This window comes from Acidimicrobiales bacterium (assembly GCA_041394185.1).
In the GTDB taxonomy this organism is placed as follows: Bacteria; Actinomycetota; Acidimicrobiia; order Acidimicrobiales; family Poriferisodalaceae; genus JAAETH01.
Map to the genome: position 1 here is coordinate 1,078,114 of JAWKIQ010000001.1, position 14,047 is coordinate 1,092,160.

A 14,047-nucleotide genomic window follows, 5' to 3' on the forward strand; every position below is an offset into this window, starting at 1 on the left:
GACACCTGTCGAAGCGACGAGGGTCGTGGTCGAGGTTGACGGATCAGGAGATGTAGAAGAAGTCGACGTGGGTGCAGTCGACGCCGGCGCCTCGGACGTGGCCACCGCAGAGGTGGGAGGGTTGGAGGTGGGCGAGGTCGATGTTGGCCCATCCGAGGTCGGCGCCGCAGACGTGGCGGCCGCAGACGTCGACGCAGGGCCGATGCTGGTCGGTGCCGTCGAGCCCGGCTCGGATCCGGCTGCGGTCGCCGGCGGTTCGGTAGACGCATCGGGTGCCTGGACTTCACCGTCGTCGGTGATGGGTGCCGCGCCCGCGGGCGCAGCAGCGGTGGAGGTGGTCGACCCGGCGGCCACGACACCGGGCTCGGAATCGTCGAGGCTGGCAACGCCCAAGACGCCGGCCGAAACCACCAGCAACGCAACGGCCGCCCGGCCCGCGTTGACGGCGGCCGCACGCCGGCGTCTGGCCCTCAACATCGGCCCGCGCAACTCGCCCAGAGCCGCTGACGACTCGGCTTGCAACGGGACCTCCGAGCGCATGCGCCTGGCGATGGCTTCGTCGAGCGGATCAGACACGGTCGCCCTCCTCTGACACCGTTTCGCGCAGCGCAGCGCGCGCCTTGTTGAGGTGGAACTTCACCGCACCCTTCGACAAGCCGAGGCTCTTGGCAATGTCGGCGACCGCCATGTCATCGACATAGAACAACACCGCGACCATCTTCTGGCGGGGCGACAACACCTCGAGAGCCTCAACCAGGCTCATGTTGCCCTCGACGTCGGCCCCGGCGGTTGGGCGGCTGGGCTCTGCGTCGTAGCGCTCTTCACGGCGCTTGCGCCGCGCGTTCGAGCGGGCCGCGTCACGGGAACGATTGATGGCGACCTTTCGAACCCACAACATCGGATCGTCGTAGGTACGAAGCCTGGGCCAGCGGGCGTACGCCTTGATGAAGGCTTCCTGCACGCAGTCCTGCGCCGTCTCGCGCTGGCCTGTTATTGCTGTCAACGAACGCAGCAACCGGTCGTAGTTGGCCAGGAAGAACTCGTCGAACTCGCGGTCTACCCCTCTAGACAACCGGCGCTCCCACGAGGCTGTCGGGTACAACCACGACGATCGGTGTACGGGCGTGTTGCTCCAGTTGTGCCATTCGATACCTGCTGCAACCGAAGCTGCCGTGCTGCCCATACCAGTAACACGCCGCCGAGCCCGTCGCGGGTTTGGCGGCGAATCTGTCGAAGGGCGCAGCTTCGATGATCGTCAGCGCGCCACCACACCTTGAAGTCTTGCAGCCTCGAGGGTGTTCTCGAGCAAGCAGGCGATTGTCATGGGCCCGGTGCCACCCGGCATGGGTGTGATGGCGCCCGCTATGGCCTGCACAGCGTCGAAATCGACATCGCCCTGGATGCCGGCTTCGGTTCGGGACACCCCCACGTCGAACACGGCGGCGCCCGGCTTGACGTGCTCGGCCGAGATCATCTTGGCCATGCCCGCCGCCGCCACGATGATGTCTGCCTCCCGGCAGACGGACGACATGTCGCCGGTGCGGCTGTGCGCCAGAGTCACGGTTGCATCGACGCCCTTGCGCGCCAGCAACAGCGCAACCGGCAGACCGACCAGCGTCGAGCGCCCGATGACCACGGCGCGCTTGCCCGAAGTATCGATGCCGTAGCGTTCGATCAGGCGCATGACGCCGGCGGGGGTGCAAGGCACCAGACCTGGCCTGTTGCGAACCAGCCGGCCCATCGAACGCTCGGTCAGACCGTCGACGTCTTTTTCGGGCGGTATCAGATCGAGGACCGGTTCGGGGTCGAGGCCGTCGGGCAGGGGAAGCTGCACCAAGATTCCGTGCACACCGGGGTCGGCCGCCAGCCCGGCGACGGCCGCCTCGACCTCGCTTTGGCTGGCCGTGGCCGGAAGCTCGACATGGCGAGACTGCATGCCGGCCTGGGCCGCCTTCTTGTGTTTCATGTTGACGTAGATGTGCGACGGCTTGTCGTCGCCAACCAGCACGGTGGCGAGGCACACGGCAGGGTTGCCGAGCGCCGCCAACTCGGCGGCCAGTTCGTCGACAATGCGGTCGCGCAGGTCGTTTCCGTCCATCAACACCGCCCCACCCGACGAACGCCTCGGCGCGAGCTGATCGGATGGGTCTTTGGGGATCGAGTTCATCGGCATTTCGTTTCGTGGTTGCGGGTGTGGTGGGCACCAAGACGTCAGGAAAGCCCGACGATCTTGCCCTCTGCATCGATGTCGATGTGGTGGGCGGCCGGGTCTGCGCCCAGCCCCGGCATGGTGCTCATGTCGCCGCAGATCGGATACACGAAGCCGGCCCCCACCGAGGCCCTCACCTCGCGGACGGGCAAGGTCCATCCCGTGGGAGCACCCTTGGCCTTCGGGTCGGCCGACAGCGACAGATGGGTCTTGGCGATACAAACGGGCAGGTGATCGAAGCCGGCCTCGGTGTAGGTGGCCAGCTGGCGTTTGGCGGCGGGCGAGTACTCGACAGCGTCGGCGCCGTAGATGGTGGTGGCCACCTTGTGGATCTTGTCCTCGAGCGAAGCGTCGTCGGGGTACAGCATCGAGAACTCGCTGGGCTGGTCGGCCGCGTCGCGTACCGCCTCGGCCAGTTCGACCGCGCCCGCGCCACCTTCGACAAAGTGGCGGCTGACCGCCGAGCGCACTCCACATTCGTCGGCCAGGCGCCGGATGGCCTCGATGTCGCTGTCGTGATCGTCTGGAAACGCGTTGATGGCCACCACAGGAGTCACCCCGTGCACGGTCATGTTCTCGAGCTGCTTGCGGAGGTTCGCCCCACCCTCGATGACCTCGTCGGGGTTCGGCTGCAACAGTTCGGACGGCAGAGGCTTTCCCGCCACGATCTTGTACTTGCCGCTGTGAGCCTTGAGGCCTCGAACCGTAGCAACCAGAACCGCAGCGTCGGGGGCCAGACCCGAGTAGCGGCACTTGATGTTGAAGAAGCGCTCGGCGCCCATGTCGGCCCCGAAGCCGGCCTCGGTCAACAGGAAATCACCGGTATGGATGCCGATGCGGTCGGCCACGATCGAACTGTTGCCTGTGGCGATGTTGCCGAACGGTCCGGTGTGGATGAGCGCCGGCGTGCCCTCCAGCGTCTGCATGAGGTTGGGCTTTATCGCCTCGCGCAAGATCACCGCCATTGCGCCTGCGATCTTGAGCTCCTCGGCGGTGACCGGGGTCCGCGCCTTCGTGTAGCCCACGACTATGCGGCCCAGCCGCTGTCTGAGATCTTGAAGCGACGTCGACAGGGCCAGCGCGGCCATCACCTCCGATGCCGCAGTGATGTCGAAGCCGGTCTCGCGCGGGATGCCATCGAGGCGACCGCCCAGACCGATGGTGATGTTGCGCAATGCCCTGTCGTTGATGTCGAGAACCCGCCGCCAGGTGATGTTGTGGATGTCGAGGCCGGTCTGGTTTCCGTGGAACAGGTGCGCGTCGAGTGCCGCCGAACACATGTTGTGAGCCGCCGTGACGGCGTGCATGTCGCCGGTGAGATGCAGATTCAGCAACTCCATGGGCACCACCTGGCTGTAGCCACCCCCGGCTGCGCCACCCTTGATGCCGAACGTGGGGCCCATCGACGGCTGGCGCAGGGCGACCGTCGCCGACTTGCCGATGTGCTTGAACCCCTGCGCCAGACCCACCGACACGGTGGTCTTGCCCTCGCCGAAAGGTGTGGGGGTTATTGCGCTGACGATCACGTACTTCGCCCTGGGCCTGGTGGCCATTGCATCGATGGCATCGAGGCTGATCTTGGCGGCGCCAGAGCCGTAGGGTTCGAGCAACTCTGTGGGGATGTGGGCGTCGGCCGCCACGTCAGCCAAGGGCCGAAGTCTGGCCGCCTGAGCGATCTCGAGGTCGCTTGGAAAGCCCATGTGAAGCTCCTTACTGGAGGTTGTGGCCGATCGGCGACAACCGTTTTACAGCTTTGGCCGCACGCAAGCCGCCATGGCGCCGCGCCGGGGCCGCTGTGGCGGGTATCAGAACGCTGTGCCAGGCTTCGGGAGTGGAGATGTTCGAACCCGAGACCTTCGAAGATTTCGGCGAGATGGTGACCTCGCTGCGATTCGGTCGGGCGTTCGTGGTGAAGGCCCCCGCCGACAAGGCGCTGCGACGTCGCCTGATCGATTTCCTGTCAGGAGCGGCTGCGGCCAGCGACGCCGACTTCGAGCGCGTGAGCACCGACATGTATGCCCTGACGTGGGGAAACGACCCCACCGGGCTGCGCGAGATCGTCGAGAACATAACCCGGTCGGCCCAGGCAGAGAACCAAGACAACGGCCCAGACGGCCGATCGGCGTTCGGGCGGCCGGTCAAGAACGCCTAGCTGCCTAGTCTTCGCCGGTCAATCGGTTGATGATCTTGCGTCGCAACTCGACGATTCCTGTGCCCTTGGCGGCGCTCACCCAAGAGACCCCGCGGTCGACACCCAGCTTCGAGTTGACCTCGCGCTTGCGCTTCTGAAGCGCGGACGACCTGACCTTGTCGTGTTTGGTGGCCACGTACATGACCTCCAACCCGATGTGCTGCAGCCATTCCTGGGTCTGGAGGTCCAGCGCCGTCGGGCCCACCTCGCCGTCGATCAGCATCAGCACGGCCAGCAACTGGTTGCGATTGGTCAGATAGCCCTCGATCATCGCCTGCCACCGTCTGCGCTCGTTGGGCGAGACCTTCGCGAACCCGTAGCCGGGAAGATCCACGAGCCAGTGGCCAGGCATGTTCTCGAACTCGAACACGTTCAGGAGCTTGGTGGCACCGGGCGACTTCGACGTGCGGGCCAAGTTCTTGCGATTGGCCAGGGAATTCAGCAGCGACGACTTGCCCACATTCGAACGCCCGACGAGCGCCAACTCGGCCTGCGACTCTGGAAGCTGCGACTCTTTGGCCGCCGACATCACGAAACGCAAGGGCAATGAGGAAGACGACACCTGAAGGACGATACCCACCCGACGACTGGTGTACTTGTCGTCGGTCCCCGCCCGACGACTGGTGTACTTGTCGTCGGCCCCCCGACGAGGGTGCAATCACCGGGTGCGCGAGCCTGTTGCCCGGCGAACAGACCAGGAGCCAATCTTGACTGAATCGGTGGAAACCATCCCCAGCCCGCGCTCGAGTGGCCTGCCACGGCGGCTTCGGCTGGTAGCGGCACTGCTGGCCGCAGCGATGCTGGCAGTGGCATGCACGGGCGGCGGGTCAGATGAAGGCGCTGACCCCACGACCTCGAGCACGGTGTCGAGCACCGAACCCGGCGTTGGTGAAACGACGTCGACGACGGCCGCCGTCATCGACAGGGTCAGCCAAGTCGTCACCCCCGACCCAGACCCGACGCCGATCGCCCTCGACACCGAGGTAGTTGCAGGCGTTCTCGACAACGGCCTGAGGTACTACGCGATGTCGAACGACTCGCCAGGAGCCAAGCTGGAGCTGCGGCTTGTGGTGAACGCCGGGTCGGCCAAGCAGCCAGACCCCGATGCCGGCTCGGCCCACTTCCTCGAGCACATGCTGTTCAACGGCACGCAGCGATTCCCGGGGCTAGAACTCGACCGCGCTTTGCGCAGCTTCGGGATGGAGATCGGCCCAGACCTCAACGCCTACACCAGCATGGACGAAACGGTTTACATCCTGTCGGTGCCAACCCGCACCGAGGGCGCCGTCGAAACCGCCTTCGACATCCTGGTCGACTGGGCCACGGCTGCGACCATCGACGAACAAGACGTCATCGAAGAGCGTGGTGTGGTGCGCGAAGAGTTGCGCCTGCGCGACGAAAGCCCCTCGGGCCGCATCCAGTCGGTGCTGCTGGAGGCCTATTACGCGGACAGCTCCTATGAGGGACACGATCCTTCGGGGTCGGTCGAGGAGGTCGAGACGACCACCGCCGACGAGCTGCGAGACTTCTACGACACCTGGTACCGGCTCGACAACATGGCGGTGGTTGCGGTCGGTGACCTCGACGTCGACGACATCGTCGAACTGATCGAGAGCTCGTTCGGCCCGCTCGACGCCCCGGCTTCGCAGTCACCCCGCTTCGACTACGAGGTCGACGATCTCGACGAGCCGTTCACGGCGGTTGCCACCCACCCCCAGGGACCCGAGCCGAACATCTCGCTCGACTACTCGATACCCGTCTGGGACACGTCCACCATCGGCGGAGAAAGACTGTCGCTGCTGGACTCGTTGGTGTCGGACCTGCTGGTCACCATGCTCAGCGACGGAGCAGCAAGAGGCGAGATCGACATAGTCCGCCCCGGCGGTGGCTTGTTCTCGGTCTCACGCTTCAGGCGTTTCGTCGGCTTCAACTTCGTCGCCGACGACGTCGCCAAGGGCAGCCTCGAAGTTCTGACCGCAATCGGTCGGGCCACCAACCAAGGGTTCGGCGAAGCAGAAGTAGCCAGAGCCGTGGCCGCCTTGCAGGCTCGGATCGACCAAGAGTTTCAAGGACTCGGCTCGCGCCAGGACTCCTCGATCGCCTCGGCTTTGGTCGATCACCACCTGACCGGCAGCGCGTTCGGCGACCCGGCCGAAACACACCAGCGCCAGAGCGCCGTGCTGTCGTCGATCAGCGCAGACGACGTCAACCAGCACCTGCGCTATCTGATGAGCCGATCGGCGCCGATCTTGGTACCAATCGGATCACCCGACGACGACTTCCCCACAGCCGAGCGGCTGGCAGAGGTGATAGTCGAGGCCGAGCAGGCTGCGTTCGAGGGCACTGTCTCGACCGGGTCGACGGTGTCGCCCGGTGACCCGCTGATGGACCGACCCGAGGCCATCGATGCCGTCGCCTCACGAACCATTCAGGCCATAGACGCCACAGAGCTGACCTATGCCAACGGGCTGGTCGCGTACTTCGTCGAGTCGCCCATCGCAGAAGGATCGTTTGTGCTGTACACGATCTCGTCTGGCGGGGCGTCCCTGCTGGAGCCAGGCGACGGGCCCATCGCCGAGTTGGTCGCAGATGCCGTTGGCGACAGCGGTGTGGGCGGGTTCGACTCGGTCGATGTCGCCACGATTCTGGCCGACGCGTCGGTAGGGGCCGGCCCCTACATCGGCGATGTCGACGAGGGGTTCTCGGCCGGCGGTGCGGTGGACGACGCCGAATTTGCCTTCCAGCTCGTGCACCTGCTGGCCACCGAGCCCAGCGTCGAGACCTCGGCGTGGCGTGCGGCGCAGGAGAGCGGCAGGTCGTGGGCCCGAAGCTTCGAGGCCGAGCCCCAGGCCGCGGCCTACGCGGAATTGTTGGACGCGCGCTTCGACGGCAGCGAATGGGGACGTGTGTACCCCGACGTCGATCGTCTGGAGACCCTGACCGCCGACGATGCTCTGGATCTGTACACCAGCCGGCTGGTCGGGGTAGACGACATGATCGCAGTGATCGTCGGCGACTTCGACACCGCGGACATGGTCGAGCTAGCCGACGCATACCTGGGCTCGTTGCCCACCCGGCCCGGCGACGAATCGATCGACCGAAGCGTGCCCATGCCACCCGGCATCATCACCCGAGAGGTCTCGGCAGGCGACGAGGGCGCAGGGGCAGGTTTCGACATCTTGATGTCTGTCGGGGGTCGGGTGTCCGACGCCGACCGCGCCGCGGCGCTGGTGCTCGAGTCGGCCCTCAACGCCCGGTTCTTCGAAGCCGTGCGAGAGGAACTGGCAGCGTCGTATTCGGGTGGGTCGGTCTATATAGAGGCCGACCCCGAGACGTCGACGATCGAGCTGCTGTTCTCGGTTGACGGAGACCCCGAACGGCTCGACCAGATTCACGAGCGGGTCCTCAGCGAACTCGCGACGATTGCGGACGCGGGCCTCGACAGCGCCGAGTTCGACGACGCCAAAGCGGTCGTGCAGAACGATCTGAACTTCTACAGCAACGGCGATCTGATCGATCAGACGATCGACTATGCCCGCAACGGTTCCGATGCCTGGACCTTGGCACGGCGCTATGACGCTGTCTCGCGGTTGCGCGTAGACCAAGTCGACGACTTGGCCCGGCGCCTCATAGACATCACCAACCGCATCGAGGTGATGCGGTCGTTGTGAGAGGCGTCGCACTCACCCATCCGGTTTCGAATGTTACGAACTATATGACGATCAAGTAACGAAACAGTCACTCACTGCATTGGCCCCGGCCACCGATAGTCAATTGTGTGTCAAGGCAATCGGAAGCGGTTATCCGCCTTCCCTACTCGGTGGAAGGAGCGGGCGAGTGACGATGATGCTGTTGGGTTTCGTCTCAGCGATAGCGCTGATGACGGGTCTGGTCTCATGGATTGCGGGCAATCGCAGTGTGGGTACGGGAGGGTCGGCCGGCGCCGGCTCTCCCGTGCTCGTGCCCACCAAGGCCACGCGTGCCCGGCTTGCTGCCATGCAATTGCTCGGCGACACGCACGCTGCAGTCGAGGGTGGTGGAGTACTTCACAGCGGTGAGGTGGCCCAGTCGTGGGCGTCGGTTCGCCTCCATCTGGCGGCGTGCGACGGCGCCCCGGTGCTGCTGAGCGATCTCGACGACCACTTCGCTTTGGTTCAGACCTATCTCGACGTCGAGTTCGAGGCGTTGCTGGATTCCAGCGGCGCGGTGTCGTCTGCGGCCCGCCACCTGGCCGGTGACATCTGCAACCAGTCTCCGGTTCTGGTCGGTCGGCTCGCAGCCGGCCTGACAGCGCCCGATCTCGAAACGACCGGCCTGCCAAGTCGATGATGCGGCTGTTGGCCCTGGCGCTGCCAGCTGGGTTTGCAGGCACGGCAGTGTTGACCGAAGGGGGACGCGCCCTCGACGCGGCGGGCCTCGAGGGTCTGCGCTCGCTGCCGGCCGAGTGGGCGGTGGACACCGATCGTTTGGTGCGCTCGATCGACCATGCTGCGACCTCGACGTGGGCGACCCCGCTGGTGGTGGCCTTCGTCGTGGGGCTGATTCTGCATGCCAGGCACCGTGCGAACCCGGCCCGCCGGACATTGCGGTCGGTCCCGGTGGCATGGTCGATAGTGGTGGCGGTGGTCATAGGCGCCCTGGCCAAGGTCGCATTGCCACGCCCCGTCGTCGACGACGCGATCCTGGCCTCCAATTCACTTCCCAGCGGCCATACCCTCGGGTTTGCCGCCGTCGCCACCATCGTCGGTCTGTGGGCTACGACGCAGGTGCCCGCTCATCGCGTCGTACGAGCCTTGTTGGCGGCAGGGCTGGTGTCGTGGGCGGTCGTGATCATGGTGACCACCGGTCACCGACCGGCCGACGTGGTCGCAGGACTGCTCGTCGTCGAGGCCGCTGTGGTGTGGTCGGCGAGGATCAGGCCGTCGAAGTGTTCGGCCGTGGTCGTGACCGGCTTCGCAGCGCTGGCGCTGATGCCGGGGGTGGATGCACCTGGCGGCGGTGCTGGGGCTGCGCTGGTGGCTGCCTGCTGGATGGTTGCCGTGGCGGCCAGTTCGGTGGGTCTGGCCGACACCTTCGGCCGCTGCGTTCAGGCCCCGGTGGCCGCGGCCGGTCTGCGCCCCGGCAGCAGCGTGACCACGGCGAATATGGTCAGCGCCACGCCGAACAGTCCGGCGTTGTGACTGAGCGTGTGGTAACCCCATTGCTCGAGCACAAATCCAGAGCTGAGGCCCGCGGCTGCGCCTGCGCTTGTCATCAGCAGGTCGGCGGCACCCTGGGCCGCTACACGCTCGTGTAGGTCGAAGGCACGGGTCAACAGCGCACTGGCAGCGATGATGCCGAAGTTCCATCCGACACCCACCAGGAACAACCCGATTGCCACCCCGCGTGTGTGCTGGGCTTCTGTGTGGGCGGCCATCTCGGCGCCAACTGCAAGGATGACGCCGCCCGCAGCGACCACCAGCTTGGCGCCAACGCGGTCTACCAAGCGGCCGATCAGTGGGGCGAATGCATACATGCCGACCACGTGCAGCGAGATCACCTGGCCGACCACGCTGAGCGCCTGGTTGCCGTCTTTCATGTGGAGTGGCGTTGCCACCATGACCCCAACCATCACGCCGTGGCCCACGATCATCGCCAACACAGCAAGGCGGGCCTCGGGCACCCGGGCGATACGCCCGAGGGTTGCCGAAAGGGGAGGCTTGGTCGTGCCTTCGGCTGCGTCGGAATCGAGACCACCCGCCACCACCAGGGGATCTGGCCGCAACAGGCGGTCGATGGCCCCCGAAGCCAGGATGAACAACAACAGCGAAAGAATGTATGGCCCAGCCAGCTCGGGCAGGCCCACCGACTCGGCCACCGAGCCCGCGCCCTGCAACGCGACTATCGGCCCCAGAACCGAGCCGAACGTTCCACCCCAGACCAGCATGCCGATGGCCCTGGCCTTGTCTTCGGGCGATGCGAGGTCGGCTGCCGCGTAGCGCGCCGCCAGCGTGCCGGCAGAGCCCACACCGATCATCGCCAGGCCCGGCGGCAGTATCGGATAGATCTCGGCGATGGCAGCGACCGCACAGATGATGGCGCCCACGGCCCCCGTGACCCAGGCTGCCCGCAGGCCGGGGCGTCGCCCGCTGCGTGCCATCAGGCGGGCCACGGGCACCGCAGAAAGGGCCCCACCCACCGTCACACAGGCCGCGGCCAGGGTGCCCAGCCTGTCGCTGCCGGTGAGGTCCTCGCCCAGGGTCGCGGCCGCTGCAAAGGCGCCCGACATCGCAGCTCCGGCCGGCAATGTGCCCGCCAGCAACACCCAGATCGTGCGGCGCTGCAGCGCCGCCCTGTCTTGTTCAGAATCGCTGTACGTGCGACTGGGCGTCGTCTTCATGTCGGTTGCCTCGTTGTCGGGGATGACGACACCTGCGCCTCGCTGCGTAGACCGTCGGTCGTGTCAGCGTTGGGCGGTGATGACACCCACCAGCCGCTCGACGACATCGCCGACCGGCACCTTTTCGGTTTCGCCGGTGGCGCGGACCGTGACCTCGACCTCACCCTCGGCTAGCGCCTTGCCGATGGTGACCCTGTAGGGAATACCGATCAGCTCGGCATCGGCGAACTTGACCCCTGCCCGGGCATCTCGGTCGTCGAGCACAACATCGATACCAGCACTGCGCAGCTGGGAATAAATCCGCTCGCCCTCGGCGACGCCACGCTCATCCTTCATCGACGCGATGGTGATGACCGCTTCGTAGGGCGCAACCGCCACAGGCCAGGCCACACCGTGCTCGTCGTGGTGGGTCTCGACTATGGCGGCCATCGCTCGACCGATGCCGATGCCGTAGCTGCCCATGATTATCGTGCGGGCCTTGCCGTCGGGGTCCAGGACCTTGGCATCGAGGGCCTCGGCATACTTGCGTCCCAGCTTGAAGATGTGGCCGGCCTCGATGCACCGGACGATCTCGAGCGAGTTGCCGCAGTGGAGGCAGGGTTCGCCGGCCTGCACCTCGCGCAGGTCGGCCCACTGGCTGACCGCTATGTCGCGGTCGACGGAGACGCCGCGATAGTGCCAGTCGTCTTCGTTTGCTCCGGTGGTCATGTTCGACCGCCCGGCCAGCGCCTGGTCGGCGACGACCCGAAGCTCGACGCCAACCGCACCCAGGCTGCCGGGGTTTGCGCCCAAGGCCGCCAGCGCCTCTTCTGGCGTGGCGGGCCTGAACTCGGCGGCGCCGGTGGCGTCCTGAAGCTTCTGGAGATTCAGCTGGTGGTCGCCGCGCAGCAGCGCCAGAACGATCTCGCCGTCGAGCACCATGACCATGGTCTTGATCTGGCGTTCGGCCGACGCTCCACCCTCGAACGCCTCGAGAGCCGCGATGGTGCGGATGCCAGGCGTGGCGAAGCGCTCGGGCGCGTCGGGCCCGGGCTGATCCACTATGTCGGCGAGCTGCGACGTTGCCCGTTCGACGTTGGCCGCATATCCACAGTCTCGACAGCGAACCACATCGTCTTCGCCGGCGGGGGAGGGGACCATGAACTCGACGCTGTCCGAACCGCCCATCGCTCCGGACGATGCCTCAACTGGCATTGCGGGCAGGCTGAGGCGGTCGAAGATGCGCACGTATGCGTCGTGGTGCAGGTCGAACGACTTGTCCAGCCCGGCCTCGTCCAGATCGAAGCTGTACGAGTCTTTCATGGTGAACTCGCGAACCCGCAGGAGCCCGCTCTTGGGGCGAGGTTCATCACGGAACTTGATGTGGATCTGGTACCAGATCTGGGGCAGCTGTTTGTAAGAGGCCAGCTCGAGGGCCAGGGTCGTGAACACCTCTTCCTCGGTCATTCCCAAAGCGAGCTCGGCACCCTTGCGGTCCTTGAGCCTGAACATCTCGTCGCCCATCACCTCCCAACGCCCGCTCTGCTGCCACAGCGCGGCCGGATGCATGGTGGGCAGCTGGTATTCCTGCCCGCCGATGGCGTTCATCTCAGAACGAACGATGGCCGCGATCTTTTCGTGGACCTTGAAGCCCAGCGGCAGCATGGAGTAGTGGCCGGCGTGAAGCTGGCGCATGAACCCGCCCCTCAGCAGCAGCTTGTGGCTTGCAGCCTCGGCGTCGCCGGGGGCGTCGCGCAAGGTGGGAATGAACAGGTTCGACCAACGCATGGCCAATCACGTTATCGCTGCCGGGGTCGCCCGAACTGCTGATTCGCGCGGACGCGGGGCGCCCGTGCCTATCTTGGGCTGCGGTGACGCCGGCCCGAGCGTCGGCGCCGCGGCACCCAGGGGGACCGATGCATCAGTGGACCGAAACTTCCCAGGCCCAATTTGGACTGGCGCTCAGTATTTTCGAAGATCTCATCTCGACCCCGAAAGACCCCAAGTGGGGCGCTGACTACGTAGACGATCTGGTGGCATCGATCGACGGATCGGTCGGGAGCACAGGACGTGGCGATCGTGAAGCCCTGGCCTTGTTCCGCGACGTGGTGCTGCCGGCGTGTCGGCCCAACGATTGCCCGATGATGCTGTCGTACGTTCCCACGGCACCGTCGGTGTCGGCCAAGATCAGCGACGCCCTGGTGGGCGTGGCCTCGATCTTCGCCGGCCACTGGGAAGGTGGGGCAGGCGCAATCGCCGCCGAGAACGAGGCCCTGCGATGGCTGGCCGGCGTGGCCCACTATCCCGAATCGGCCGGCGGAGTCTTCGTCGCAGGTGGTTCGGCAGCCAACCTGTCGGCTTTGGCGGTGGCCCGCAAGATGGCACGCGAGCGCGGCACGCACGGGCGGTTGGCCGTGATCACAGGCGAGGCTGCCCACACCTCGGTGGTCGGCGCCGCCGAGTTGCTCGACATGGTCGTCTTCACCGCCCCCGGCGACGACAAGGGCCGGCTGACCGGTGCCGGCGTGCGAGACGCCGCCGGGCGCGCCGATGCCGAGGGTTGCCTGATCGTCGCAGTCGTGGCCACCGGGGGAGCCACCCTGACGGGCATGGTCGACAAGCTCGACGAGATCGCCGACTTCTGCGAAGAGACCGGCGCCTGGATGCACGTCGACGCCGCCTACGGGGGTGCGGGCCTTCTGCTGCCCGAACTGTCGCCGATCTTCGCAGGTTTCGAGCGGTCCGATTCGTTCGGTATCGACCCGCACAAGTGGCTGTTCACACCGTATGACTGCGCGGCTTTGGTCTATCGCGATCCGTCGACGGCGAGGCGAACGTTTCCCCAGCGCGCCTCGTATCTGCAGGAGGTCGATCGCCACGACCAGAACCCCTCCGACCTGGCCTTTCACCTTTCGCGTCGCGCAAGGGGGCTGCCGCTGTGGTTCTCGCTGGTGGCGAACGGCACCGAGGCCTACGAGGCTGCCGTTCGGCGAACCATCGAGGTGTCGCGCGCCGTCGCCGATGCCGTGAAGGCCGACGACCGCATGCGCCTGGTGCTCGAGCCCGACCTGTCGGTGGTGTTGTTCGAGGTGGTCGGATGGAACCGCCAGCAGTACTTCGAGTGGTCGAGGCGCACAGCGGCCGAGGGGCGTGCCCTGATCAATCCGGTCGAGTTCGAGGACCGCACGTGCTTGCGTATCTGTGTGGTCAACCCGCTCACCGATGCCCAGGCGATCATCGCTTTGTTCGACGACTTCGGCTGAGCGGGCGCCCGTGTGGTGCGATCGGT

The 14,047-nt window shown here is 66.1% G+C and carries 12 protein-coding genes; 6 read left to right on the plus strand and 6 right to left on the minus strand.

All coding sequences use genetic code 11. The annotated features are described in order from the left end of the window. The first annotated feature begins 67 nt into the window (after positions 1-67). On the plus strand, positions 68-592 hold the full coding sequence (locus R2770_05085) for a hypothetical protein (GenBank protein MEZ5279825.1): 525 nt from the start codon (positions 68-70) through the stop codon (positions 590-592). On the opposite strand, the gene R2770_05090 is transcribed toward R2770_05085, so the two are convergent. The 3 genes from R2770_05090 to R2770_05100 all read right to left on the minus strand — a co-directional run bounded on the left by R2770_05090 (position 569) and on the right by R2770_05100 (position 3,909). Then, positions 569-1,072: a SigE family RNA polymerase sigma factor gene (locus R2770_05090; protein ID MEZ5279826.1), complete on the minus strand. Its 504-nt coding sequence runs from the start codon at positions 1,070-1,072 to the stop codon at positions 569-571. The genes R2770_05085 and R2770_05090 overlap by 24 nt on opposite strands. Positions 1,073-1,255: 183 nt before the next feature. Next, entirely contained in the window at positions 1,256-2,167 is a 912-nt protein-coding gene (locus R2770_05095; GenBank protein ID MEZ5279827.1) for a bifunctional 5,10-methylenetetrahydrofolate dehydrogenase/5,10-methenyltetrahydrofolate cyclohydrolase, read from the minus strand. Between the two features lie 44 nt (positions 2,168-2,211). Next, positions 2,212-3,909 carry a formate--tetrahydrofolate ligase gene (locus tag R2770_05100; GenBank protein MEZ5279828.1) on the minus strand — a complete coding sequence of 566 codons (1,698 nt, stop codon included), beginning with the start codon at positions 3,907-3,909 and terminating at the stop codon, positions 2,212-2,214. Between the two features lie 137 nt (positions 3,910-4,046). On the opposite strand from R2770_05100, the gene R2770_05105 reads away from it, so the two are divergent. Beyond that, complete coding sequence (locus tag R2770_05105) at positions 4,047-4,361, plus strand: cell division protein SepF (GenBank protein MEZ5279829.1); 315 nt, start codon at positions 4,047-4,049, stop codon at positions 4,359-4,361. Positions 4,362-4,365: 4 nt separating this feature from the next. On the opposite strand, the gene yihA is transcribed toward R2770_05105, so the two are convergent. Beyond that, positions 4,366-4,962, minus strand: a complete 597-nt coding sequence (gene yihA / locus R2770_05110) for a ribosome biogenesis GTP-binding protein YihA/YsxC (GenBank protein ID MEZ5279830.1) — start codon at positions 4,960-4,962, stop codon at positions 4,366-4,368. 145 nt (positions 4,963-5,107) lie between these two features. Here yihA and R2770_05115 point away from each other — a divergent pair, with 145 nt between their 5' ends. From R2770_05115 to R2770_05125, 3 genes are all read left to right on the plus strand, one after another. Then, positions 5,108-8,071: an insulinase family protein gene (locus R2770_05115; protein MEZ5279831.1), complete on the plus strand. Its 2,964-nt coding sequence runs from the start codon at positions 5,108-5,110 to the stop codon at positions 8,069-8,071. Between the two features lie 166 nt (positions 8,072-8,237). Then, on the plus strand, positions 8,238-8,729 hold the full coding sequence (locus R2770_05120) for a hypothetical protein (GenBank protein ID MEZ5279832.1): 492 nt from the start codon (positions 8,238-8,240) through the stop codon (positions 8,727-8,729). 8 nt (positions 8,730-8,737) lie between these two features. Further along, on the plus strand, positions 8,738-9,580 hold the full coding sequence (locus tag R2770_05125; protein ID MEZ5279833.1) for a hypothetical protein: 843 nt from the start codon (positions 8,738-8,740) through the stop codon (positions 9,578-9,580). Here the strand turns inward: R2770_05125 and R2770_05130 are convergent. Together R2770_05130 and R2770_05135 are read right to left on the minus strand one after the other, a co-directional pair. Then, positions 9,487-10,779, minus strand: a complete 1,293-nt coding sequence (locus R2770_05130; GenBank protein MEZ5279834.1) for an MFS transporter — start codon at positions 10,777-10,779, stop codon at positions 9,487-9,489. The two genes, R2770_05125 and R2770_05130, sit on opposite strands and share 94 nt — an antisense overlap. Before the next feature lie 63 nt (positions 10,780-10,842). Next, entirely contained in the window at positions 10,843-12,546 is a 1,704-nt protein-coding gene (locus tag R2770_05135) for a proline--tRNA ligase (protein MEZ5279835.1), read from the minus strand. A gap of 128 nt (positions 12,547-12,674) precedes the next feature. On the opposite strand from R2770_05135, the gene R2770_05140 reads away from it, so the two are divergent. After that, a complete protein-coding gene (locus R2770_05140) occupies positions 12,675-14,021 on the plus strand; it encodes a pyridoxal-dependent decarboxylase (protein MEZ5279836.1) in 1,347 nt (448 codons plus the stop codon). Positions 14,022-14,047 lie beyond the last annotated feature (26 nt).

Bases quoted from the DNA above. Each gene is read 5' to 3' on its own strand.
- R2770_05095 (MEZ5279827.1), bottom strand. From the start codon at position 2,167: ATGAACTCGATCCCCAAAGACCCATCCGATCAGCTCGCGCCGAGGCGT.
- R2770_05100 (MEZ5279828.1), bottom strand. From the start codon at position 3,909: ATGGGCTTTCCAAGCGACCTCGAGATCGCTCAGGCGGCCAGACTTCGG.
- R2770_05105 (MEZ5279829.1), top strand. From the start codon at position 4,047: ATGTTCGAACCCGAGACCTTCGAAGATTTCGGCGAGATGGTGACCTCG.
- R2770_05130 (MEZ5279834.1), bottom strand. From the start codon at position 10,779: ATGAAGACGACGCCCAGTCGCACGTACAGCGATTCTGAACAAGACAGG.
- R2770_05135 (MEZ5279835.1), bottom strand. From the start codon at position 12,546: ATGCGTTGGTCGAACCTGTTCATTCCCACCTTGCGCGACGCCCCCGGC.
- R2770_05140 (MEZ5279836.1), top strand. From the start codon at position 12,675: ATGCATCAGTGGACCGAAACTTCCCAGGCCCAATTTGGACTGGCGCTC.